This is a genomic window from Bacteroides sp. 2_2_4 (assembly GCF_000157055.1).
GTDB lineage: Bacteria > Bacteroidota > Bacteroidia > Bacteroidales > Bacteroidaceae > Bacteroides > Bacteroides ovatus.
In genome coordinates this window covers 220,182-245,574 of record NZ_EQ973355.1, presented here as the reverse complement: position 1 = coordinate 245,574, position 25,393 = coordinate 220,182, and the positions used below count along the sequence as shown (strand labels likewise).

The following is a 25,393-nucleotide window of genomic DNA, read 5'->3' as shown; positions in this document are numbered from 1 at the left end:
AATGATATCAGAGAAATATGGTCGCACTTATCACTATCCGTTCTCTCCCGGAACGACTAGTGACGACCGGATTAACCATACGTATTGGGAGGACATCCAACGGATTCGGACATTGGTGCATACCGAGAAGCTGGATGGAGAGAATAATTGTTTAAGTCAGTGGGGTGTTTTTGCCCGTTCGCATGCTGCTCCTACTACTTCACCTTGGACGAGGCAACTGCGTGAGCGTTGGGAATTGATAAAGAATGATTTGGGTGATATAGAAATCTTTGGAGAGAATCTATATGCCGTACATTCCATAGAATATCAGCGATTAGAAACGCATTTTTATGTTTTTGCAGTCCGCTGTATGGATCAGTGGCTGTCGTGGGAAGAAGTAAAGTTTTATGCAGCTTTATTCGACTTTCCTACTGTTCCGGAGTTGAAGATAGAGTCTGTTTCCGGTTTGACACCGGAACTATTAAAACAGGAAATCATCCGTATGTCACAAGAACCGGCTATCTTCGGCTCTTGTGAACCGTGGACGAAAGAGGTTTGTACCCGTGAGGGAGTAGTCAGCCGCAATGTCGGAGAATATCTGGTAAGCGAATTTGCACATAATGTATTTAAGTATGTGCGGAAAGGACATGTTAAAACAGACGAGCATTGGACACGTAACTGGAAGCGTGCCCCGCTTGTTTGGGAATTTAATAATGAAAAGGAGGAATAAAGATGAATTGGAAATTGATAGAAGATAAATCGTGGTGCTCACTCGAACAACTGTTCGAGTGGGTGCGCGAAATGAATACTGTTCAGCAGGATATTCGTTATCATGCCGAGGGAAGTGTAGCCGAACATACCCGTATGGTGTTGGAGGCATTGCAGCAGTCTTCCGCTTATCATTCTCTTTCTACTTTGGAGAAAGAAATCATTTGGACATCTGCCTTGTTGCATGATGTTGAAAAACGTTCAACTTCCGTGGATGAAGGAGAGGGGCGGGTATCTGCTAAAGGACATGCCAGAAAAGGAGAGTACACTGTCCGCACTATTTTATACCGGGATTGTCCTGCTCCATTCCATATCCGGGAACAGATTGCATCTTTAGTCCGGTACCATGGATTACCTGTTTGGCTGATGGAGAAGCCTGACTCTGTGAAGAAACTCTGTGAAGCTTCTTTACGGGTAGATACTTTATTACTAAAGATGTTGGCCGACGCTGATATCAGAGGACGCATTTGTGAAGATAAGAATGAACTGCTGGAAGCACTGGAACTGTTTGAGATTTTCTGCCGTGAACAGGATTGTTGGAAGAAACCAAGAGAATTTGCCACTGATTATGCACGTTTTCATTACTTCCATACTGAAGACAGTTATATTGATTATGTCCCTCACGAACAGTTTAAATGTGAAGTGACGATGTTGTCAGGACTTCCGGGAATGGGGAAGGATTATTATATTCAATCTGCTGGCATAGATGTTCCGGTGGTGAGTTTGGACGTCATTCGTCGAAAACACAAATTGAGTCCTACGGATAAGTCTGCGAATGGATGGGTAGTGCAAACAGCGAAAGAGGAAGCCAGAACGTATCTCCGCAAAGGTCAGGAGTTTGTTTGGAATGCTACTAACATAACTCGTCAGATGCGTGCTCAATTGATTGATTTGTTTGTTGATTATGGTGCAAAAGTAAAGATAGTCTATCTGGAACAACCATACCACATTTGGCGTCAACAAAATAAAAGCAGGGAATATGCACTTCCTGAATCTGTTTTAGATAAAATGTTGGATAAACTGGAGGTTCCTCAACTGGCGGAAGCGCATGAAGTCGTATATCATGTGGTATAAGCAACGTGAAAAGTTGATTCTAGAGCCACTCATTTGATGATGAGAAATAGAATTGTTATTTGTTAGAAGAATTATTGTGTATCAGAATTATATCCGTTATATTTGAGAATATTATGATGGTTGTAATTCTGATATCATGGAACACATAGTTAAAACTTATATTTTACTTTTATTCTCTTTATTAGTATCTTCTATAGGATATGCACAAGAAGAGAACGATATCATATATATTCAGGAAGGGAAATGGGGCGTTATTTTGTGTGGTGAACGTGGTTATGCTTGGCTGGATAATAAAGGAGATACTATTTTCGGCTTTGGAAAATTACAGGAAATTTCAGCTGATGATGACTTTAATTTGGTCTTGGCTGAAAAAGCCTTGTAGTGAAGAGGCAGGATAAGGTGGGAGTGGTGATGAAGGATGGTGAGCAGCTAATTCCCTGCGAGTATGATTCGATTTCTTCATGGTGGGAATATGGGCCTTCCGCGCATTATGTTGTGAAAGATAAAAAAGTGGGAATTGATTGATTATATCGGTAAAGTATTACTTCCTACAGAATATGATAGTTTGGATTATGTAACTAAAGATGTTGTAATAGTAACTAAGGATAGTAAATATGGAGCTGTTGATATAAATAATAGATTAGTGCTTCCTTTCGAATATGATGATATTAGATTTGATATTGAGGAATGGTGTGCTACAGGTTATGAGTATATTAGATATATTTATGTGCGTAAAGATAAGAGATATTATAAATATGATAGAGAAACACCTATTATGGAAGTGATGCTTTAGAAAAGTATAATAGATAAGATATTTAAAAATTATTTGTAGTTATATTTAACAGTTTCAAGGAAAGATGTGAGAGAGAATAAGTTGAAATCACCCTCACTACGCTAATGCTGTAGTAAAGGTGATTGCTTATTTCTGGCACTTTTCGTACGTTTTCTACCAAGAAGAACCGGTTTATATCAGTGCTTTACTGCTATTTTCTTCATCGGATCCTGCATTAAGTCGTTTCTGCAAATATTTTACATTCTCAAGATGTATATAGTTAACTAAGTACATCTGCTTAAACTGCCATGTGTTTTTTAGTAGTATTCACAATACTGTATGGATTTGAACTAATTCATAGTATAGGAGTTTGAACTAAACATTACTAAAATGAATGATAGTATGATAGATGTTTTTTCCACTATGTATGACCGAATCCATACAGTTTCACTCATTTTCGCACTGTTTCATTCATTTCCGTGCAAAAACGAGCTAAATGTTTTAATATCTAATGGTTAAGCGGAAGTATTATCACGCTTTGTTAACAGTATTATTATCTTCTTCAATTTTAGGGTAATTAACTGAAAATATAAACAATAATTCCTGTAATCGCCACATATATTAAAGCATAAGGAATGGCCGCTTTCAGTATTTCCCCTTCTTTTCCCTGTTGGTTTCCCGCAGAAGTAGCAATGGCAATACTTTGTGGAGAGATAATCTTACCACCTGTGGCGCCTACCGTATTTGCAGCGGACAACCAATCCGGACTAACATGAATTTGCCCTGCAACGTTTGCTTGCAACTTTCCGAAAAGGATATTGGAAGAGGTGTCGCTTCCGGTGATAAATGTTCCCAGACAACCGATAACCGGAGCAAATAACGGATACAAACTTCCGGTAGCCGTAGCCAGTGCTGTGGCAATCACAGCGATCATTCCGGAACTATCCATAATAGTAGATAACCCCACGAGGCAGATAACCGTAATGAATGTTTTCTTCAACTGCTTCACGGTATTCCAAAGAACGATGAACAGATCTTTTACTTTAGCCCCCTGAATCAATCCACCGATAAAAGTACCGATGAAAAGCAATACTCCGGCATGAGTCAGCCAGGAAATAGTATAATTGACGGTGGACGCATTGATAGGCAGACTGATTCTCGTAATCCAATTGTTCTCTAAAGTATGACGCAATCCCGGAAAGAGCGGACTGGTCAGAATAATCAGAAACAGAATCAGTAAATAAATGCTCCATGCATTTAATATATCTTTCGTTTTCAGATGACTTTTTCGTGCTTTCTCTTCTTTGGATGCAGTAAGTTTTCCATAAATAACGATTACGATAATAGAAAGAATACTGCCGATTATGGCCGGAGATTCAGCACCCATATATTTTGCTGCCACATATTGGCTGGCTAAAGAGACTCCGCCTACCAATAAAGCCAGGAATATATTTTTCGGGAGCGATTTAAGTTTGGAGTCAGTAAGGAAAAGTAGAACCAGCGGAATCAGGAACATTAAAACGGATAATTGCAATACGACATTCGTACTAAGATGCAATACGTCCAAATTCGTTTCTTTGGCCAATACTAATACCGGAGTTCCGATTGCTCCGAAAGCAGTGGCTACACTATTGGCAATCAGACTCACCGTTGCCGAAAAGATAGGCTTGAATCCCAGACTGATAAGAATTGCCGCCGGAATAGCTACTGCTGTTCCGAAGCCGGCCATAGCTTCCAATAGACCTCCGAATCCCCAAGTCAGTAATAACACCTGAATACTTTTGTCGGTAGAAATAGAAGCGAATTGCTGTTTAATAATCTCCATCTTTTCAGTTTTCAGCAATACATTATAACTGAAAATAGCCATCAAAATAATGATTAAGATAGGAGAGACAGCTTTTAATGCTCCATATAAAAAGGAGTAAAACAGATTGTCTACCGAGAAAGCGAAGCCGAAAAGAGCAATCAGCATCGTCACAATCAGAGAAATGATACTACTTTTATCACCTGACATTTTAAAAAATGCCATCAGTATAATCAACAGTAACACCGGAATAACAGCAAGGATCAAGGTCATAATTATCAGATTTAAAAAGTGGAACGTCGTTTATTATTGATATAACAAACGAACGCCCCACTTTGGTCGGTTGAATAAATAGATATTTCTGTTTATTTCATCTTCACACTTAAAATTTGTTGTAATTGTTTTAAGTTGGCAAGGGCAGCTTCGTTACCTAGCTTTGCTGCCTGCTCGAATGCGGCCATGGCACGGTTAATGTCTCCGTTAAGGAAATTGTAGACTCCGGTATTGTTTATGAATTCGGCGGTATTGTGGTCGGCTTTCTCCATAAACTTCACTGCTGCATTCAAATCTTTTTGTGATAATGCGACAGCTCCTGCGTTCAGGTTGGCTACGGCGTCAGTAGGATACATGCGTACAGCGATATCAAATATATTAACAAAATCCTTGCTACCTTTCGGATAACTGTTAGCTACCTGATACATTTCGTTCAGACTAAGATATTTCGGATTTTCCCGGATAATGATGCGGCCTTGTTCAACATCGAAATTGACAACGGTGTAGTCAATTTTGCAATTCACTTTACGCAGTCCCGGATAAATCTCTTTCAACATGGTACGGTAAGGAGCTCCTCCACCTACGCGCATGATTTCCTGTTTACGTTTGGCATCGTCAGTCGTATTTTTGATGATGTTCAGGAATGTTTCCTTCTCCTTCATCGAAGAAGATTGGAGTGCTTTTACCAATCCATCCCAGTTCTCACCACCAAAAGTCACTTTATATAGTTTGGAAGACACTTTTTCGTTCTTAACCAGGTAATCCTTCAAAGCTTCCGCACGTTTTTTGGAAAGCTGTTCATTGAAGGCAAGAGGTCCTTCCGGCGAGGCGAAACCTTCGATACTGATACCTTTTACAGTCAGGTTCCGGTCATTCTGTATTTTGTCAAACGTGGCATGGATATTCACCAATTCAGCATGATTGTTCATGAAGTCGGTAAGGATCACCGATTTGTTGACCGGAAAATCCAGATGAGCTTCATATTGTTCGCTACGGTTTTTGACCACTTCTACGGTTGGCTGAATATAGGCAATGATAGGAGACATGGCACTTAAACGTTTGGCTTCGGTAGATACATCATTGGTAATCAGTTCCTGTGCATTCATTTCCTGATAATTGCCGCATCCGCATAGATTCTCTACAAGTTGTAAACTGGCATTAGCCATCCAGGGTTTGTAAGGAATCACCTGCGTATAATTAAAAGTTTCCCTTTTATTATAAGGAACGATAATGGCGGTAGGTTCTTGCTTAGTGATTGCCAGACCGCGGATATATGCTTTTTCGCGTCTTTTACCATTGACGATGATTTCTTGCAAGGGTATATTATGCTGTCCGTCCGTCAGCAGGGGAATAAGGCTTAAACTTCGGGCGGAACCTATTGTCAGATTCTTCATGTCGAAGGTCATGCCGACATAAAGAGAGTTACCTTGTTGCCATAAAGATACGTTCGAGAGAGTGAGCGCATCGTTCAGGAATTTTTGTGCATGAGCCGGTAGGATGGCGGCTGCAAAAGCTATAAATAGATAAATAAGTTTTCTTTTCATCATTGTAAGTTTTAGAGAGTTCGATTATTTGATGACATAAATGAAACTAAGACCGATTTTGGTCGGACCGAAATAATTGCGGGTGTTATGTCCCAACTTTTCACCTCCGTCACCACGAGCATACTTATCATATTCCAGACGGGCGTATCCCACTCCGATGGTAGCTTCCATACTCCATCGTTTGCTTATGATCCATTGATATCCGTAGGAAATACCGGCTCCGTACAGATTGCCGTCGTAACGGTCATGTCCCATTCCGAATATATTCAGATTGCTGACATTCATTTCTCCGTAATGTCCGTGCAAACCGAAGAAACTTCCGTTGAAACGTTCGCAGAGCCAATAGCGTAATTCCGGCTGAACGAGCCAATGTTTGATTTGACGGTCGTCACCAAACTTCCACGGATTGTAGTTACCGGATATGTCGAGAGTCAGTTTCTTTGCCAATCCCACTTCGATTCCTAAATTGGGCGTAGAAGTGGCCCAATAGAGAGCATTGGTCTTGATGGCAAATTTGGGTAGATAGGTTTCATTCCGTTGTACCTGTGCATGAATACTTGTACCGAACACGAGCAGGAAACCGGCTGCTAATAAGATTTTAATTGTTCTCATTTTGTTAGGGTATAGGTTTTATTAAAAATGATAAGCGATAAACAGAAAAGCGGGGAAGTTTGTTGTCGCAACCTGCAAAAAAAGCTCCCTAAATAAATGGATAAAGATGTTTTAAGGCATAAATGCTAACAATTTCCACGCATGATGCGTTCATTATATAAAAGTACCTTTGTGTAATCAATATGACAATGATTTCATTTATTACTGTTTATTTTTACACACACATACAACTTTAATAATTACAGCCTATGAAAGAGCTTATTAGCAACCTGGAAGTACTGAACAGGAAAGCAGAAAAAGGCGGCGGAGACGCTCGCATTGAAAAACAACATTCTGTGGGCAAGCTGACCGCCCGTGAACGCATCGATTTATTATTGGAGAAAGGTTCGTTTATCGAACTGGATAAGTTGGTAACCCATCGGTGTACCGATTTCGGTATGGAAAAGCAGAAATTCGCCGGAGACGGGGTGGTGACGGGATATGGTATGATTGGCAAGCGCCTGGTTTATGTATTCGCACAGGATTTCACCGTATTTGGAGGAGCTCTTTCGGAAACGCATGCTAAGAAAATTTGTAAAGTGATGGACATGGCCATGCAGATGGGAGCACCCATCATCGGATTGAATGACTCGGGAGGTGCACGAATTCAGGAAGGAGTACGTTCTTTGGCCGGATATGCCGAGATATTCCTGCGCAATTCTATGGCATCCGGAGTGATTCCGCAGATTAGCGCAATCATGGGACCTTGTGCCGGTGGTGCTGTTTATTCTCCTGCATTGACCGATTTTATTTTGATGGTGAAAAACTCCGGTTATATGTTTATTACAGGACCGGATGTGGTGAGAAGCGTGACACAGGAAGAAGTGACAAAAGAAGAACTCGGTGGAGTAGGCGTGCACATGACAAAGTCCGGTGTAGCCCATCTTTCTGCGGAAAACGATATTGAGTGCATCAATTATATTCGTGAATTGATCTCCTATCTGCCGGGGAATAATATGGAAGAGCCTCCGTTTGTAGCGACCAGCGATTCGCCGACTCGCCTGACTCCGGAACTGGCAGATTTGATTCCGTCCAATCCGAATCAGCCGTATAATATAAAAGAGATGATAGAAGCGGTGGCTGATGATAATAGTTTCTTCGAGCTTCAGGCAGAATATGCTGCGAATATTGTGACGGGATATATCCGCCTGAATGGAAAAACGGTGGGAGTGGTGGCTAATCAGCCATTGGTGCTTGCTGGTACACTGGATATCAATGCGTCTATCAAAGCCGCCCGTTTTGTCCGCTTCTGTGATGCTTTCAATATCCCTTTACTGACACTGGTAGATGTTCCGGGATTCCTTCCGGGAATCGATCAGGAATATGGCGGAATTATCCGTAACGGGGCAAAATTACTTTATGCTTATTGTGAGGCTACGGTGCCGAAAGTGACGGTTATTACCCGCAAAGCATACGGTGGTGCTTACGATGTGATGAGTTCCAAGCATATCCGTGGAGATGTAAATCTTGCTTTCCCTACCGCCGAAATCGCGGTGATGGGACCGGATGGAGCTGTGAATATCCTTTTCCGTAAGGAAATAGATAAAGCCGAGAAACCCGAAGAGAAACGGAAAGAACTTCAGGATGATTATCGCGGAAAGTTTGCCAATCCTTACCGGGCGGCGGAACTGGGATATGTGGATGAAGTAATCGATCCGGCAGTAACCCGTTTGCGGTTGATTCGAAGTTTCGAGATGCTTGCCAACAAACGGCAGTCGAATCCTCCTAAGAAACATTCTAATCTACCGCTGTAAGCCTGTTTATGGATTAAATCCGTGCCTAAAATTATTAAATTGCTCTTTTAAGTTTTGACTTCTAAAAAGAAAAAGATTATGATAAAAAAAATATTAGTAGCCAACCGGGGTGAGATAGCGATGCGCATCTTTCGGACTTGTCGGGTGATGAATATCTCGACAGTGGCTGTTTATACCCATGTAGACCGCGGAGCTTTGCACGTGCGTTATGCGGAAGAAGCCTATTGCATCTCCGAATCGCCCGAAGATACCTCCTACCTAAAGCCGGAATTGATATTGTCCATTGCCAAAAAGACCGGAGCCGCTATTCATCCGGGATATGGTTTCCTGTCGGAGAATGCGGATTTTGCCCGCCGTTGCGAAGAAGAGGGAGTGATTTTTATCGGACCGAGTGCGGATATTATTTCCAAAATGGGAATCAAGACGGAGGCCCGTAAGATTATGCGGGAAGCAGGATTGCCTATTGTGCCCGGAACCGAAACACCCGTACAGGGCATTGATGAAGTGAAGAAGGTAGCTAATGAAGTTGGCTATCCCATTATGCTGAAAGCACTTGCGGGAGGTGGAGGAAAAGGTATGCGTCTGGTACGTACGGAAGAAGAGGTGGAAACTGCTCTCCGTTTGTCGCAATCCGAAGCAGGGACATCCTTTGGCAATGATGCGGTTTATATTGAAAAATATATTGAGAATCCGCATCATATCGAAGTTCAGATCATGGGAGATAAGTATGGAAATGTCGTTCATCTGTATGAACGTGAATGTTCCATTCAGCGTCGTAACCAAAAGGTGATAGAAGAAAGTCCTTCTCCTTTTGTGAAAGAGGAGACGAGAAAGAAGATGTTGAAGGTAGCCGTGGAAGCCTGTAAAAAAATAGGTTATTACAGTGCCGGGACATTGGAGTTTATGATGGATAAGGACCAGAACTTCTATTTTCTCGAGATGAATACCCGTTTGCAGGTAGAGCATCCTGTGACGGAGGAGTGCACAGGCGTTGACTTGGTACGGGATATGATAACTGTTGCTGCCGGAAATCCATTACCTTACAAACAGGATGATATTGAGTTTAGCGGAGCAGCGATCGAATGTCGTATTTACGCCGAAGATCCGGAGAATAACTTCATGCCCTCTCCCGGTGTGATTACTGTCCGTGAAGCTCCCGAGGGACGTAACCTGCGTCTTGACAGTGCCGCTTATGCCGGATTTGAAGTCTCTTTGCATTATGACCCGATGATTGCCAAGCTATGTTGTTGGGGGCGTACCCGTGCATCGGCCATTTCCAATATGGCACGTGCTTTGCGCGAGTATAAGATTCTGGGAATTAAGACAACGATTCCTTTCCATCAACGTGTATTGAAGAACGCAGCTTTCCTGAAAGGTGAATATGACACGACGTTTATTGATACACGCTTCGATAAGGAAGACCTGAAACGTCGTCAGAATACAGATCCGACAGTGGCTGTCATTGCTGCCGCAGTGCGACATTACGAGCGTGAGAAAGAAGCGGCTTCCCGTGCAACAACACTCCCGGTAGTAGGAGAATCACTCTGGAAGTATTATGGTAAATTGCAGATGACTGCTAATAATTATTGATTTGAGACTAATAAATAACGGAACAGATTATGGGTACAACATTAGCTACATATTACGCCAAGCTCCAGGATATGCCGGACAGTGAATATAAGGTGGAGATTCTGGAGGACGGACCAATCAAGAAGATTGCAGTCAATGGTAAGATATATGAGGTCGATTATAACATGGGTGGCGACTCTATCCATTCGATCATCATTGATCACCACTCGCATGGAGTGCAGATTTCTCCTTCTTCCAATAATTCATATACGATTATGAATAAAGGGGAGCTTTATCAGATTGAATTGCAGGGAGAAATGGAGAAGATACATAATGCCCGCACTGCTGCTGAATCCGTAGGGCGTCAGGTGGTACAGGCACCGATGCCGGGAGTTATCCTGAAGACGTATGTAAAGAAAGGAGATCTCGTGAAGCGGGGTGATCCGCTTTGTGTATTGGTGGCGATGAAAATGGAGAATGAGATACGTTCGGTGACGGATGGAGTTGTGAAAGAAGTATTCGTGGAAGATGGCATGAAGGTGGGATTGAACGACCGGATTATGGTAATTGAGTAATTCTTTGAAAAAAACGGGGTAAATACGTGCTTTTATTCAAAAAAATATTTACTTTTGGCAGATAAGTACGTATTTACACCGTTACATTATGAGTATCGAACAAAGCAAAGAAGCATTATTAGAACAGTTAGAAGCACTTAAAAAAGAAAACGAGCAGCTTAGAAAAGAACTTTCTACCCTTAGGGATGAGAAATATAACGATCGTCCTGTTAGTTTTAAAGAAAAATATGCTGTTAGAATACTAGACTCTCTTCCCGATATGCTGACTGTCTTCAATCAGAGTGAGGTAGGTATTGAAGTTGTTTCCAATGAGGAAACCAACCATGTAGGAATATCAAACAAGGATTTTAGAGGGATGCGTATGCAGGATATGGTTCCACCGGAAGCATATCAGAATATTCACTCCAATATGCGTCATGCTATCACCACCGGAACTGTTTCAACTGCACATCACGAACTGGATTTTAATGGTGAACGCCATTATTACGAGAACCGTATTTTTCCGTTGGATGAGGAATACGTGCTGATTATGTGTCGTGATATAACGGAACGAGTAGCTACCCAAAGGCAGTTGGAAGTTTTTAAAAGTGTGCTCGATAAGGTGAGTGACAGCATTCTTGCTGTGGCGGGAGATGGAACGCTGGTTTATGCGAATAAGCAATTTATAGAAGAATACGGTGTAACGCAAGAGTTGGGTACACAAAAAGTATATGATTTGCGTGTCTCTATGACCGACAGGGGGGCGTGGGAAAAAAGATTGCAGGAAATTCGTGATAACGATGGTAGCTTTGCTTATCGGGCGGCTTATATACCTTACGGGCATACGAAGGAGAGAGTACATCAGGTATCTGCTTTTCTGATTCGTGAAAATAATCAGGAACTCATTTGGTTCTTTACGCAGGATATTACTGATGTTATCAAGAAACGGGATGAACTCCGCGAACTGAATTTATTGTTGGATGGTATTTTAAATAATATTCCGGTCTATTTGTGTGTGAAGGACCCGGAAGATGATTTTAGATATTTGTATTGGAATAAGGCATTTGCCGATCATTCAGGTATTCCGGCGTCTAAAGCTATCGGGCATACGGATTATGAAATATTTCCGGTGCATGGAGATGCGGAGAAATTCCGTAAAGATGATTTAGAATTACTTCAGACTCATAAGCGCATTGATATGCAGGAAACTTATTTGTCCGCTAATGGAGAAGCGCGTATCGTGCAGACTTTGAAAGCACTTGTACCGATGGAGGGACGTAAACCGTTGCTGATTGGCATTTCATGGGATATTACTAATCTTCAGAATATTGAGCAGGAACTGATTAGGGCAAGGATTAAAGCGGAGCAATCCGACAGATTGAAAAGCGCTTTCCTTGCTAACATGAGCCATGAGATCCGGACTCCGCTGAATGCTATTGTAGGATTCTCCCAGTTATTGCCTTCTGCCGAAACTGCTGAAGAGAAAAAACTCTATTCGGATATAATCAATCAGAATTCGGATATTTTGTTGCAATTGATTAATGATATTCTGGATTTATCGAAGATAGAAGCCGGGACACTGGAATATATCAAACGTCCAATGAATCTGGGAGAGGTCTGCCGAACAATTTATACTGTTCATAAAGAACGTGTGAAAGAAGGGGTAACTCTTGTCTTTGATAATGAGGAGGAGGATTTGCTCATGGAGGGAGATCAGAACCGTATCATGCAGGTGATAACGAATTTCCTGACTAATGCAAGTAAGTTTACCTATGAAGGAGAGATCCGTTTTGGTTTTGGACGAATGGATAAAGATATTCGTGTGTATGTAAAGGATACAGGAATAGGGATAGAACCGGAAAAGGTAGATCATATCTTCGAGCGTTTTGTCAAACTGAACTCTTTTGCCCAAGGGACAGGATTAGGTCTGTCTATCTGTCGGATGATTATCGAAAAAATCGGTGGAGAAATAGGGGTGACTTCCGAACTGGGTAAAGGCTCCACATTCTATTTCACGATCCCTTATGAAGAAACCGGAGAGCATGGTAAATTCTTTAAAGAGTCGAAAGTGGTATCTAAAGGAAATACAGTCAATCGTGTACAACAGATTAAGAAGATTCTGGTAGCAGAAGATGTGGAGAGCAATTTTATCTTGCTGAAGAATCTGATTGGCAGGGAATATACATTGCTTTGGGCTAAAGACGGAGTGGAAGCTATCGAAATGTATAAGCAGTACCAACCGGACTTAATCCTGATGGATGTAAAAATGCCGCGTATGGATGGACTGGAAGCAACCCATATTATCCGCTCTTATTCTAAAGAAATTCCAATCATTGCTTTGACGGCTTATGCTTTTGAGGCGGATAAAGAATTGGCATTGGAGATGGGTTGTAATGACTTTGTGACCAAACCGATTTCGGAAAGAACATTGAGAAAGGCTTTAGATAAATATTCGACTACTGTTTAAAAAAAGGATTATGGCTATATGTATCCGGTGAAAGTTACTTATGATAGCCATAATCCACAAAAGAGTACGATTGTTGTTGAGTGAAAGTAGTCGGTGATTACTTTTCTATAGATTCTTTTTTATTTCCGGAACCAGTATAAACTTCGTTTCCGGAAAATACTTTTTCAGCCAGGTCCGGATAAATTCCATTGTATCATTCTGAATCGTCTTGTCTTCTACGGTAGGATATAAATTATATAATACGGTATCTAGTACAATGCCGCGTTTTTGTATTGCTTCGAGACTAAGCAGGGTATGATTGATACTCCCCAGTTTGCCCGAAGTAACAAAGATAAGCGGATATTTTTCTTGGACGATGTAGTCAATGGTTAAAAGTTCAGTTGTCAGGGGAACCATAAGGCCGCCTGCTCCTTCAAGTAAAACAGAGTCATACCGTTCACTCAATTCTTCGGTCGCACGTTTTATTTTATCAAAGTCGATGGGGCGGTTATCCAGCTGGGAAGCAAGATGCGGAGAGGCGGGATAAGAGAAAATCTCCGGCATGGTTAGTCCCTCTTGGTCTTCTTTGGTGAAAGGGATTCCCATGATTTGCCGATGTAGGTCAATATCTTCGGAATGACCTACATTTCCCGTTTGAATAAATTTCTGGGTGATGGTGCGATGCCCGTTCTTGTTCCATTCACGAGCTAGAAAGCCGGTGGCATAGCTTTTTCCGGCATCAGTGTCGATACCGCTTACGAAATATACATTCTGTTTCATACTTTTTTCTTTTTTGCGATGATATAAATAGGGTGATATGTTAAGGACACAGAAGTGCCCTGAGTAAATTCCTGCGTGTAACGTTCACAGAAGAGTTGCAAGTCACGACGAGTCCACTGTTGTTGGGGGAGATTGTTCTTAGAATTAGTTCTTGAATTATTCTTTGAATTGTTGTCTGATGAACACAAATCGTTCTCTTGTTTTCCGGTAGGAGAGGATTGCGTTGATAAGCCATTGACTCCGGTTTGCTTCAAGTGATATAGTACTTTTATCGGGTCTTCGAACGAAAGCGGGATAAGCTCTTCTTCTGAATACAGTATGTCAAAATGGGGTGACAAAGCTACTTCGAGCTCTTCCCGTGAACGATAAGGAAGTCCGTTGCCGGTAAGTTCGCGTATTTCTTTCATGTTTTCTTTTCCAAAAGTGCTAAAAGCAAAATAACCCTGATTATTGAGTAGGGTATTACACCTTTCGAAAAAGTTTTCTGGTGATTCGAACCATTGCAAGGCGGAGCAGGAAGTTATCAATGTACTTTCGGTGGGGAAAGAGACTGTTTCGGCATCTCCCGGAAGAAAAGAAACCTGCTTCTTCATTAATAAGTCCTCACAGCAATATTTCATATCGGGGCAAAGGTCATTAAGTAATAACTCTTCCGGACGGAGGGCTTGGAGCAGCATACGGGAGTAAATACCGGTTCCGCAGCCAAATTCAATTACTTTCGAACAGGGAGAAGGTATGTGTTCTGTAAGCAAACGAATCATTTTACCTGCTATTTGCCGTTGCACGTTTGCTTCCTTTGGATAGGTAGTGATAGCTTTTGAAAAACGTTCTGCGATTAGTCGTTTATTCATAATCAATATTTATTTAATAGGCTGATATACTTGATAATCACTTTATTTTAAAATGATGGATGCATCAGTTCTCCGGCTGCATGAGTATCGTGTTAAAAAGCTCTTGTTGGTAATGTGCCGCTTCCACTTGTTCAAGAGAGTCCACTTGGTTTTCCCATGCCAAATATTGGTTATCCGGGAGGAAAATGCGGTCGCCTTTTCCTATGATAGCTTTTTGCCATTTAAAATCAGAGGGCGGCAATGATAAATATTGTTGTTGTATAGCGGCAAGTTCTTCTTTGAGTTCTTCCATCGGACGCTGGGGGGATATGGTTTGAAAAGTTTTATAGTCAGCTATTGAACCACACATTCTTCTTTGAAATTTTTGCAAGGTTTGTTCATTCAGCCCTTGAAGTGTGCCATCGAAAATAGAGTGAGCGATACCTTTGGTTTCGTGTATGGGGTAGAGGGTGCCGTTGATGGCGATACTTTGGGAGACAGGCAGATGTGGGTACTGCTTCATGATTTGCGAAGCTGCCCAGACTCCCATCGACCAGGCGATAAGTGTAATCTGGGAATAGGTTTCTAATAAGTCGGTATCAAATGCTAATGAACGGTAATCATAGCAAATCATCCAGTCCTTATCTGTAGGATGAATGGTCAGGAAAGGAGTTTCGTCCATCCCCCAACCGGCGAAGAAAAGCAATAGATGCTTCTGATTATTCTTTATGATAAAATGCTGCTTCATTCGTTTATCAATTTGATGAGTTGGTCAATTTCATGTTCAGTGATGTCCGCTGTCAGTGAAAAACGGATACGTGAAGTTCCGTCGGGTACGGTAGGCGGACGGACGGGCAATGCATAGAATCCTTTGCGCTGGAGTTCTTCTGCTTTCAATATGGTATCTTCACTGGCTCCTATAATCATAGGTACAATATGGCTCACCGATGGGCAATTATATCCTTTGGCTGTAAGGGCTACCTTTAGCTTTTCACTGATTTGTAGCAGGTGAGCCCTCTTATGTTGTAAAGCTGAAAGGCGTTCTAACATCCACGAAGTCCACTGGATATTGATAGGAGGAAGTGCGGTGGTGAATATAAACGTGCGCATTTTATTAATAAGATATTCCCGAATGAGTTGCCGACAGACAATATAGGCACCTGCCGAAGCAATGGCTTTTCCGAATGTTCCTACTAAAAAGTCTATATCGTTGATACAGTCCTGTTCTTCGGCACATCCTAATCCTTTTTTTCCTCGTACACCAAAAGCATGAGCCTCATCTACATAAAGAAGAACATTGGAATAACTCTTTTTGAGTTGAATGAGAGCGGGAAGATCAGCTTCATCGCCATCCATGCTGAAGATACTTTCGGTAACAATAATAAGCTGCTCATAAGCGTTATGATTTTCAGCAATCAGTCGTTGCAACTGGGAAATATCATTGTGACGATACCGAATACATTTAGCTGATGATAATTTAATTCCGTCTATCAGGCTTGCATGCACTAGCTTGTCGGCAAGAATCAGTGTGTGAGTATTGCAAATGGCAGGAAGTATTCCTGTATTGGCATGATAACCACTATTGAATATAAGTGCACTTTCCGTTCCGAACATCGTGGCTAGCTGTTGCTCCAACTTCTGATAGTCACTAAAATTGCCGGTCAGTAACCGGGAAGAGGAGGAAGTAGGCAGGAATGTTTCAGGGGTGAGTGTTTTTAAGAATTCCTTCCTCAATGAAATGTCATTGGACAGCCCGAGATAATCATTAGAAGATAGGTTCAACATTCGTTGTCCGTTCAGCAGAACATCTCGTCCTTCGTGAATTAGCGGTGGGAGAGAACGGTAGTTCTTTTTCTCTTTCAAGGTCTGGAGTTCCTGGTTTATATGTTCTAATGTCATGAATTATTGTTTTAAGTAATAAGTATTCGATATATGGATGGTTGAAAGCGTAATCAGTTGTCTATAAGATGTTTATTGTCTAAAGAAGTATCCCGAAAGTTTCTCACCGACCAAGGCATCCTTCCTCGGTGAGGAAAGGCCCGTTCCTCACCGAGGAACACCCTTTTGCTCACCGAGGAACAGATTCTTGGGTGAAAATCTGGTAATATTCTTCTTATCTGTCATCTTTTTTGAATAACTTTAAGTAAGCCGGAAGTCAGTTTGCTTAATTGTTCCGAAGTGATGATGAAAGGCGGCATCAGATATACCAGCTTGCCAAAGGGACGTACCCAGATTCTTTCTTCCACAAATCTTCGTTGCATATAGGCCATATTTACCGGACGTTTCATCTCAATGACTCCGATGGCTCCGAGTATTCGTACATCAGCCACTTCCGGAAATTCCCGTGCAGGAGCCAGTTCTTCTTTCAGTTGAGTTTCGATTCGCTTCACATTCTCTTGCCAACCGGATTCGAGCAGCAGGCGAACGGAAGCGCAAGCCACTGCACACGCAAGTGGATTCCCCATAAATGTAGGTCCGTGCATAAAAGCTCCCGGTGTGTGGTTAGAGATTGTATCTGCTATCCGGTTGCTGGTCAATACAGCAGAAAGTGTCATATATCCTCCGGTCAGTGCTTTACCGATACACATTATATCCGGTTCTACTCCGGCATGTTCCCAAGCAAAAAGTTTACCGGTTCGTCCGAATCCCGTTGCTATCTCATCGAAAATAAGAAGAATATCGTGCTTCCGGCAAAGCTTTTCTGCTTCGCGCAGGTACTGCGGATGATAAAACCACATCCCGCCTGCTCCCTGTACCACCGGTTCCAGAATAAGCGCCGCTAACTCTTTTGAATGTTTTTCAATCATCTCTTGTAGAGGTAGTATATCTTTCGGATTCCATTCTCCGTCGAACCGGGAAGTGGGGGACGGGACAAAATAACGTACAGGCAATGCCGAACCGAAAAGACTGTGCATACCCGTCACCGGATCACATACAGACATGGCATTCCACGTATCACCGTGATAGCCGGAACGGATAGTCACGAAATTGTTCTTTTCCGGTTTTCCTGCTGCATACCAATATTGTACAGCCATTTTCAGTGCCACTTCTACGGCTACCGAACCGGAGTCTGCATAGAATATTTTCTGCATGGAGGAAGGAACCAAAGGCAATAACAGTTTCCCCAGTTCAATGGCCGGATCATGCGTCAGTCCTCCGAACATGACATGAGACATTTTATCTAATTGTTCTTTTGCCGCCTGATTTAATACCGGATGATTATATCCATGCACTGTACACCACCAGGAAGACATTCCGTCAATGAGCGTTCGTCCGTCTTCGAGGGTAATGGTAGCGCCGTCTGCCCGTTTTACTTTGTAGACAGGAAGCGGATCGGTAGTCGAAGTATACGGATGCCAGATGTGCTCGCGATCAAATTGGGAATCGGCGAAATGATAGCCTTCTTCCTGAATCATCTTTTTGTCTTCCGATACTTTGGAGCCGAGTGTTGTCAATAGGTCGCCTACGATAGCCGAGTTAATTCCGATATATAATGCCTTGTGCATCGCTTCGGAAGAAAGTTGTGAACGTCCTCCGGCAAAACGCAGAAAAGCGGTCGGATTGATAAAACGAAAGAGTGCGATGGTTTTAAGTATTTCTTCTTCGCTTAGAGGCTGCTCGTTTTCCAGTGGAGTTCCCGGAATCGGACTAAGCAGGTTGATAGGTATGGATTGAACATTCAGTTCTGCCAATGTGAAAGCAAATTCAATCCGTTGTTCCATCGTTTCTCCCATGCCGATGATACCTCCGCAACAGATATCCATGCCTACACGACGGGCTGCATCGAGAGTAGCCAGTTTCTGTTCTTGCGTATGCGTAGAGCAGAGTTTGGAAAAATAAGACGGGGCAGTTTCCAGATTACAGTGATAACGGGTGATTCCTGCTTCATGCAGGGAACGCAATTCCTCTTCATTGAGCAGTCCAAGAGAAGCACAAAGTTGAATCGACGAATGTCGACGCATATAACGGACTGTATCGCAAAGTTGGGTAATCTGTTTGGGAGATGGTTTTCGTCCGCTGGTAACGAGGGAGAATCGGTTGACGTCCTGGGCTTCGTTGTATTGGGCCTGTCGGAGACATTCTTCAGCGGGGAGGAGATCGTAAATCTCGGCTTTGGTCTGGTAGTGGGAGGATTGTGCACACCATTTGCAGTTTTCCGGGCATCGGCCGGACTTGGCGTTGATGATGGAACACATGTCGAATTCGTGCGAAGCACGTGCGACGGTAATCTCATGCGCGGCGGCATAAAGCGCCTCGCTGTCAGCCATGTTGGCTAGCCAAGCTGCTTGGTCGGGTGATATGTCGATACCCGCCAACACTTGGTCTTTGATTTCCTGAAGTGTCATAAATGTATGATAAGGGATAGTTTGTGCAGCATTCTGCTTACGAAGAGCAACGTCTACTACATTGGTATGCAGATGACCGATTTGGAATTCGCGTCCCATACTTGCAAAGGCAGCATAGTTCTTTCTTCCCCAGTAGCGAAAGCGGGAAAGAAGAGTGCGTGTGGTCTGTATGTGGCGTTGTTGCTTCATTGATTTTTTTACTTTTGTTCGTTAGAACGTGGCAAATGTACAAAGATTCTTTGGATAAGCAAGCAAGTTGATGATTTCTAGTTTCTGTGGAATTATTTCTTTTTCCTGTATTCTTTGCGGGTGTTGAAGTTGAATCCGGCATATATTTGGAGAGTACCGAATCCATTGTCGACAGAGAAATTGTTGCGATGATAATTGTAGTTTTTTCCAACAAAAGAAGTACCTACGTAATACTTGCCTGTGTTGTAGACAATCCCTGCCCGAACCAGAAAATCCAGATTGAATTTACCGTACCATGCTTTTGCTTCATTTGTTTCTGCGTCCACATCGGAAGCTTTGTAGGCAATGGCAGGGGTGAGAGACAGGCATGCCAGACAGTTGCGGGTAAAGACCCAGTTGTAGGCGTAGCCGAAACTGATATTGGCATTGGTGTATTTAATATTCTTGACTTTCATGGCAGGATTCATCGCCTCCTGGATAAATCCCGGAAGTGCTGTATAGTCGAAGTCGAGATGATGCTTTGAAATGGAAAAACCTGCAATAAATGTACCTGCATTGCGTCGTTGATTAGTGGACTGACTGAATGCGGCAGGATAGGAGAATTTACGGTTATTGAAGATATAATATAGATTCAGTCCTTTGATATCTACCTTTATTCCGCTGAAATCTTCGGAATAGTTAGAGGGGATATCGTCTGAAAATCCTCTGATTTTATGTATTTTGTAATCATTACCAGTGCGGCGATAGAAGATATCCACACCCAGTTTGGAACTGTATAGGCTAAGATCGAATTCTGTTCCTCTGTTCTTTCGGGTACCTTTTTTGAAAATATCGTTCACATCTACAGACCATCCCAGGAAAATCCATCGCCAGCCGAAATACAATCCTATCTTGTTGTGCGGGTTGGGAGAAAAACTAAGTTTCTGTGGCTGCGGCAATTCACTGGTGATAGAATAATACTCAAAGTTGCTGAAATGAGTAACCATCAGCGCATAGTTATAACGGTTGGGACTGATATAGAGCGTATCGAAATCACTGAAGTTCATAAACTTCTTGATCGCTCTTTTAAAAGCACTTGGCTTGGTGGTTGTTGTGGAATCTACTTCTGTACTATCGTTGCCTAAAGAGACTTTCTCTTCAGTCTGCGCCTGTAAGGACAGTGAAAATAACAGAAAAAGATATAGAATAACCCGTTTCCCCATGTGGTTCTTTGTTGGTATAGATATTTTTAGTTTCACGAATGTACTATCTTTCGTTGATTTATACTAGCAATCTTCTAAAAAATGTTTCGTTTCCTAAACAAAAAAGTTCAATGTACTGTTAGTTACAACAAGCAAATAAATCTTAAGCCACAAAATTATGAGAATCTATTTACGTTTATTAGTCGTGTCTCTTCTGCTTTTTGTAGGAAATATAGTATATGCGGAAGCACAGCAGGAGAAACGCGTGACAGGCACGGTGACTTCTGAAGGAGAACCTTTGCCTGGTGTCTCCGTACAATTGAAAGGAGCATCTTCCGGCACCATTACCGATATTGATGGAAAGTATTCGATTGAGGTTCCTGCTACCGGTACTTTAGTGTTCCGTTTTGTAGGAATGAGAACAGTAGAACAACCGGTGAATAACCGGAGTGTGATTAATGTCACGTTGGAATCGGAAAGTAAGGAACTGGAAGAAGTAATGGTAGTAGCTTATGCTACCGCTAAAAAGTATAGTTTTACCGGAGCAGCTTCGACGATGAAAGCAGGTGAGATTGAAAAGTTACAGACTTCCAGCATATCACGTGTATTAGAGGGTACGGTATCCGGAGTACAGGCAAGTGCGGCAAGTGGGCAGCCGGGTACGGATGCGGAAATCCGTATTCGTGGTATCGGGTCTATCAACGCTTCCAGCGCTCCGCTTTATGTAGTGGACGGTGTACCGTTTGATGGTAGTGTGAACTCTATCAATCCGGATGACATATCTTCGATGACAGTATTGAAAGATGCGGCCTCTGCTGCTTTGTACGGTTCCCGTGGTGCGAATGGAGTGATTATTATCACCACCAAGCAGGGAGATCAAAATACCAAAGCAACGGTAAAGGTGAAAGCTTCCTTAGGAGGTTCCAACCGTGCCGTGCGTGATTATGATCGTGTCAGTACCGACCAATATTTTGAATTATATTGGGAAGCACTTCGCAATCAGTATGCCAAGAGTGCGGATTATACTCCGGCAACTGCCGCCACGCAAGCATCCAAAGACTTGGTAACGAAATTAATGGGAGGTGGCCCGAACCCCTATGGTCCTCAATATGCGCAACCGGTCGGTACAGATGGAAAGCTGGTGGCAGGTGCCCGTCCGTTATGGAATTCTGACTGGAGTGACGCCATGGAGCAACAGGCACTTCGCACAGAGTTAAATCTAAGTGTTTCCGGAGGTGGAAAAGCGAATCAGTATTTCTTTTCTGCCGGATACCTGAATGATAAAGGTATTGCACTCGAATCCGGTTACCAGCGTTTCAATCTCCGTTCCAATATCACCAGCGAGATGACTTCCTGGTTGAAAGGAGGCGTCAATTTGAGTTTCGCACATTCCATGCAGAACTATCCAGTTTCATCCGACTCCAAAACCAGTAATGTGATTACCGCAGGACGTACCATGCCGGGATTCTATCCCATTTATGAAATGAATACGGATGGTAGCTACAAATTGGATGAGAGTGGAGACCGTATTTATGACTTCGGTTCCTATCGTCCTTCCGGTTCGATGGCAAACTGGAACCTTCCGGCTACTTTGCCTTTGGATAAATCGGAACGAATGAAAGATGAAGTCTCCGGTCGTACTTTTCTGGAAGCTACGATTATTGAAGGATTGAAATTCAAGACAAGTTTTAACTTTGACTTGATTAATTATAATACATTGGATTATACGAATCCGAAGTTAGGCCCGGCTAAAGAAAACGGCGGCGGCGTCAGCCGAATGAATACCCGTACTTTCTCTTGGACATGGAATAATATTGTTACGTATGACAAGACAATTGGTGAACATCATTTTAATGTTCTTGCCGGTGTGGAGGCCTATTCTTACCGCTACGATGAACTGACGGCATCACGTTCCAAAATGGCGCAGCCTGATATGCCGGAGCTGGTAGTCGGTTCACAGTTGACCGGAGGTTCGGGGTATCGCATCGACTATGCGTTGGTGGGTTATCTGACTCAAGCATTATACGACTATCAAAATAAATATTTCTTCTCGGCATCCTATCGTCGCGACGGTTCTTCACGTTTTGCGCCGGAGACCCGCTGGGGAAATTTCTGGTCGTTGGGTACTTCTTGGCGTATCGACCGGGAAGAGTTTATGGCAAGTACTTCCGACTGGTTGTCTGCCTTGACTCTGAAAATGAGCTATGGTGCGCAGGGAAATGACAACCTGGGTACTTATTATGCAAGTAAAGGACTTTATACCATTGTTTCCAATTTGGGAGAAAATGCGTTAGTGTCCGACCGTATGGCAACTCCGAATCTGAAATGGGAAACAAACCTCAACTTTAATGTAGGTATCGACTTCTCCCTGTTCAATAACCGTTTTTCCGGTTCGTTTGATTTCTTTACACGTCGTTCGAAAGACCTGCTTTATTCACGTCCGCTAGCTCCTTCCCTGGGATACGGTTCTATTGACGAGAATGTAGGAGCCTTGAAGAATACAGGTATAGAAATGGTGCTTAACGGAACGATTATCAATCAGAATGGTTGGGTATGGAAACTGGGTATGAACTTGACACACTATAAAAATAAGGTGACAGACCTCCCATTGAAAGATATGCCGCGAAGTGGTGTGAACAAGTTGCAGGTAGGTCGTTCGGTGTATGATTTCTATATGATAGAGTGGGCGGGAGTAGATCCGGAAAATGGAGATCCGCTGTGGTATAAGGATGAGGTGGATGCAAATAAGAATCCGACCGGAAAACGTGTGACAACAAACGATTACGATTCGGCTGACTATTATTACATCAATAAATCGTCTCTCCCGAAGGTGTATGGTGGATTTAATACCTCTCTTTCCTGGAAAGGATTTGATCTTTCTGCCATCTTTGCTTACAGTATCGGTGGATATATCTACAATCGTGATATAACAATGATTCTGCACAACGGAAGTCTGGAAGGACGTGACTGGTCGACAGAGATTCTAAAAAGATGGACTCCCGACAATCGCTATACAGATGTCCCGGCCTTGAGTACTACCTCTAATGACTGGAATTCGGCTTCTACCCGTTTCTTGCAGAATAACTCGTATATGCGATTGAAAAATCTGACTCTTTCCTATAACTTACCCAAACAATGGATTAGTAAGTTATCATTGAGCAGTGTGCAGGTATATGTACAAGGAGATAATCTGTTTACCATTCACCGGAATCAGGGACTAGACCCAGAACAGGGAATTACCGGTATTACTTATTATCGTTATCCGGCTATGCGAACGATCTCCGGAGGTATTAACGTTTCTTTCTAAATTCAGACTAAATTATGAGAAAAATAAAAATTCAATCCATTCTTGCGGCAGTTGCCGGACTTTTCCTGGCAACGAGTTGTAGCAGCAGTTTTCTGGATACGGACCCAACGGATGCGGTAAGTTCAGAAAAAGTACCTGTACCCGAAAATGCGGAGGCACTTGTGAATGGTGCCTGGTATAATCTGTTTGATTATTCAAGTACCTATGCCAATATCGGTTATCGGGCGCTTCAGTGTCTGGACGACATGATGGCAAGTGATGTTGTTTCCCGTCCGAAATACGGTTTCAATTCTTCGTATCAGTTTAAAGATATAGCGCAATCCTCAAATGGTAGAACAGAGTTTGCCTGGTATCTGATATATAAAACGATAGATAATTGTAACACTGCCATTTCTATCAAGGGGGATTCGGAAGAACTCCGTCAGGCACAGGGACAAGCATTGGCATTACGCGCCTTTTGTTATTTGCACCTGGTACAGCATTATCAATTCACCTACTTGAAAGATAAAGATGCTCCGTGTGTTCCTATATATACCGAACCTAGCAATAGTTCCACTGTACCGAAAGGAAAATCAACAGTGGCACAGGTTTATCAGCTTATTTTCGACGACCTCACTTTGGCGAAGGACTATTTGAAAAACTATGTCCGCAGCGGTGATAATCAAAAGTTCAAACCAAATGTAGCAGTAGTCAACGGTCTTTTGGCTCGTGCTTACTTGCTGACAGGACAGTGGGAAGAAGCTGCGAAAGCTGCTGAAGCAGCACGTGCAGGATATACGTTGATGACAACTACAGCCGAGTACGAAGGTTTTAATAATATTTCCAATAAAGAATGGATATGGGGATTTCCTCAAATTCCTTCCCAATCGGATGCCAGCTATAATTTCTATTATTTGGATGCAACATACGTAGGAGCATATAGCAGCTTTATGGCTGATCCCCATCTGAAAGATACATTTACCGAAGGTGATATTCGTTTACCTTTGTTTCAGTGGATGCGTGAAGGATATTTGGGATATAAGAAATTTCACATGCGTGCAGATGATACGGCTGATCTGGTCTTGATGCGTGCTGCTGAAATGTATTTGATAGAAGCGGAGGCGAAAGTTCGTGATGGCGTAGCGTTGGCACAGGCTGTAGCTCCATTGAATACATTGCGTAATGCCCGTGGAGTAGGGGATTATGAGGTGACAGGAAAATCACAGGAAGATGTAATCAATGAGATTCTGATGGAACGTCGCCGTGAACTTTGGGGAGAAGGATTTGGTATTACCGATATACTTCGTACACAAAAGGCAGTAGAACGTGCTGCTTTATCGGATGAGATGCAGAAGACTGAAGTCGATTGCTGGCAGGAGGGTGGTAGCTTTGAAAAACGAAATCCTCTGGGACATTGGTTCCTTAACTTCCCGAACGGTAAACCGTTTACAGTAAATAGCACCTATTATTTATATGCTATTCCACAGAAAGAAATTAACGCTAACCCTAACATATAAATAGCTCTCTTAATTTTTTGACTTTGACCTTAACTTGTAGACCGGTATACGTCGTGACGACGCATACCGGTCGTTT

At 42.6% G+C, this 25,393-nt stretch carries 20 protein-coding genes; 11 read left to right on the top strand and 9 right to left on the bottom strand.

All coding sequences use genetic code 11. The features are described 5' to 3' along the window. The first annotated feature begins 1 nt into the window (after nt 1). The 5 genes from BSCG_RS26095 (at nt 2) to BSCG_RS0127090 (ending at nt 2,614) form a co-directional block, all read left to right on the top strand. Entirely contained in the window at nt 2-709 is a 708-nt protein-coding gene (locus tag BSCG_RS26095) for an RNA ligase family protein (RefSeq protein WP_004300543.1), read from the top strand. Between the two features lie 2 nt (nt 710-711). Then, nucleotides 712-1,821, top strand: a complete 1,110-nt coding sequence (locus tag BSCG_RS26100; protein ID WP_008774628.1) for an AAA family ATPase — start codon at nt 712-714, stop codon at nt 1,819-1,821. A 136-nt stretch (nt 1,822-1,957) separates the two neighbouring features. Beyond that, the gene (locus BSCG_RS26105) at nt 1,958-2,203 is read left to right on the top strand and encodes a hypothetical protein (RefSeq protein ID WP_004300538.1); all 246 of its coding nucleotides are present in this window, start codon (nt 1,958-1,960) and stop codon (nt 2,201-2,203) included. Next, nucleotides 2,203-2,346 (top strand): hypothetical protein, encoded by a 144-nt coding sequence (locus BSCG_RS30295; RefSeq protein WP_008774627.1) that lies wholly within the window; start codon nt 2,203-2,205, stop codon nt 2,344-2,346. The genes BSCG_RS26105 and BSCG_RS30295 overlap by 1 nt, the downstream gene beginning before the upstream one ends. Continuing rightward, complete coding sequence (locus tag BSCG_RS0127090; protein WP_004311223.1) at nt 2,339-2,614, top strand: WG repeat-containing protein; 276 nt, start codon at nt 2,339-2,341, stop codon at nt 2,612-2,614. Before BSCG_RS30295 ends, BSCG_RS0127090 begins: the two co-directional genes overlap by 8 nt. A 556-nt stretch (nt 2,615-3,170) precedes the next feature. Here BSCG_RS0127090 and BSCG_RS26110 read toward each other — a convergent pair. The 3 genes from BSCG_RS26110 to BSCG_RS26120 all read right to left on the bottom strand — a co-directional run bounded on the left by BSCG_RS26110 (nt 3,171) and on the right by BSCG_RS26120 (nt 6,826). Continuing rightward, nucleotides 3,171-4,670: an L-lactate permease gene (locus BSCG_RS26110; protein ID WP_004311222.1), complete on the bottom strand. Its 1,500-nt coding sequence runs from the start codon at nt 4,668-4,670 to the stop codon at nt 3,171-3,173. Nucleotides 4,671-4,762: 92 nt separating this feature from the next. Continuing rightward, nucleotides 4,763-6,214 (bottom strand): DUF3868 domain-containing protein, encoded by a 1,452-nt coding sequence (locus tag BSCG_RS26115; RefSeq protein ID WP_008774626.1) that lies wholly within the window; start codon nt 6,212-6,214, stop codon nt 4,763-4,765. 24 nt (nt 6,215-6,238) lie between these two features. After that, nucleotides 6,239-6,826 (bottom strand): DUF3575 domain-containing protein, encoded by a 588-nt coding sequence (locus BSCG_RS26120; RefSeq protein ID WP_004300526.1) that lies wholly within the window; start codon nt 6,824-6,826, stop codon nt 6,239-6,241. A gap of 248 nt (nt 6,827-7,074) precedes the next feature. Between BSCG_RS26120 and BSCG_RS26125 the strand changes: the two genes are divergently transcribed. The 4 genes from BSCG_RS26125 (at nt 7,075) to BSCG_RS26140 (ending at nt 13,209) form a co-directional block, all read left to right on the top strand. Next, nucleotides 7,075-8,619 (top strand): acyl-CoA carboxylase subunit beta, encoded by a 1,545-nt coding sequence (locus BSCG_RS26125; RefSeq protein WP_004300524.1) that lies wholly within the window; start codon nt 7,075-7,077, stop codon nt 8,617-8,619. 78 nt (nt 8,620-8,697) lie between these two features. Next, nucleotides 8,698-10,209, top strand: coding sequence for an acetyl-CoA carboxylase biotin carboxylase subunit (accC, locus tag BSCG_RS26130; RefSeq protein WP_004304129.1), 1,512 nt, complete (start codon nt 8,698-8,700; stop codon nt 10,207-10,209). A gap of 29 nt (nt 10,210-10,238) precedes the next feature. Then, on the top strand, nt 10,239-10,763 hold the full coding sequence (locus BSCG_RS26135) for a biotin/lipoyl-containing protein (protein WP_004297139.1): 525 nt from the start codon (nt 10,239-10,241) through the stop codon (nt 10,761-10,763). 88 nt (nt 10,764-10,851) lie between these two features. Beyond that, nucleotides 10,852-13,209: a PAS domain-containing protein gene (locus tag BSCG_RS26140; protein WP_004297137.1), complete on the top strand. Its 2,358-nt coding sequence runs from the start codon at nt 10,852-10,854 to the stop codon at nt 13,207-13,209. A gap of 105 nt (nt 13,210-13,314) precedes the next feature. Here the strand turns inward: BSCG_RS26140 and bioD are convergent, their stop codons facing one another. The 6 genes from bioD to BSCG_RS26160 all read right to left on the bottom strand — a co-directional run bounded on the left by bioD (nt 13,315) and on the right by BSCG_RS26160 (nt 20,535). Beyond that, entirely contained in the window at nt 13,315-13,968 is a 654-nt protein-coding gene (gene bioD, locus BSCG_RS26145; RefSeq protein ID WP_004297136.1) for a dethiobiotin synthase, read from the bottom strand. Continuing rightward, on the bottom strand, nt 13,965-14,819 hold the full coding sequence (gene bioC / locus BSCG_RS0127085; RefSeq protein ID WP_004311218.1) for a malonyl-ACP O-methyltransferase BioC: 855 nt from the start codon (nt 14,817-14,819) through the stop codon (nt 13,965-13,967). Before bioC ends, bioD begins: the two co-directional genes overlap by 4 nt. A 64-nt stretch (nt 14,820-14,883) precedes the next feature. Beyond that, nucleotides 14,884-15,546: a DUF452 family protein gene (locus BSCG_RS0127080; RefSeq protein ID WP_004297134.1), complete on the bottom strand. Its 663-nt coding sequence runs from the start codon at nt 15,544-15,546 to the stop codon at nt 14,884-14,886. Continuing rightward, complete coding sequence (locus BSCG_RS26150) at nt 15,543-16,697, bottom strand: 8-amino-7-oxononanoate synthase (RefSeq protein ID WP_004297133.1); 1,155 nt, start codon at nt 16,695-16,697, stop codon at nt 15,543-15,545. Before BSCG_RS26150 ends, BSCG_RS0127080 begins: the two co-directional genes overlap by 4 nt. Nucleotides 16,698-16,918: 221 nt before the next feature. Continuing rightward, the gene (gene bioA, locus BSCG_RS26155) at nt 16,919-19,333 is read right to left on the bottom strand and encodes an adenosylmethionine--8-amino-7-oxononanoate transaminase (RefSeq protein WP_008774624.1); all 2,415 of its coding nucleotides are present in this window, start codon (nt 19,331-19,333) and stop codon (nt 16,919-16,921) included. Nucleotides 19,334-19,425: 92 nt separating this feature from the next. Beyond that, complete coding sequence (locus BSCG_RS26160; protein WP_004311216.1) at nt 19,426-20,535, bottom strand: DUF4421 domain-containing protein; 1,110 nt, start codon at nt 20,533-20,535, stop codon at nt 19,426-19,428. Nucleotides 20,536-20,692: 157 nt separating this feature from the next. On the opposite strand from BSCG_RS26160, the gene BSCG_RS26165 reads away from it, so the two are divergent. Then, nucleotides 20,693-23,821, top strand: coding sequence for a SusC/RagA family TonB-linked outer membrane protein (locus BSCG_RS26165; protein ID WP_008774623.1), 3,129 nt, complete (start codon nt 20,693-20,695; stop codon nt 23,819-23,821). A gap of 14 nt (nt 23,822-23,835) precedes the next feature. Further along, nucleotides 23,836-25,317 (top strand): RagB/SusD family nutrient uptake outer membrane protein, encoded by a 1,482-nt coding sequence (locus tag BSCG_RS26170; protein ID WP_004311214.1) that lies wholly within the window; start codon nt 23,836-23,838, stop codon nt 25,315-25,317. The last annotated feature ends 76 nt before the right edge of the window (nt 25,318-25,393 follow it).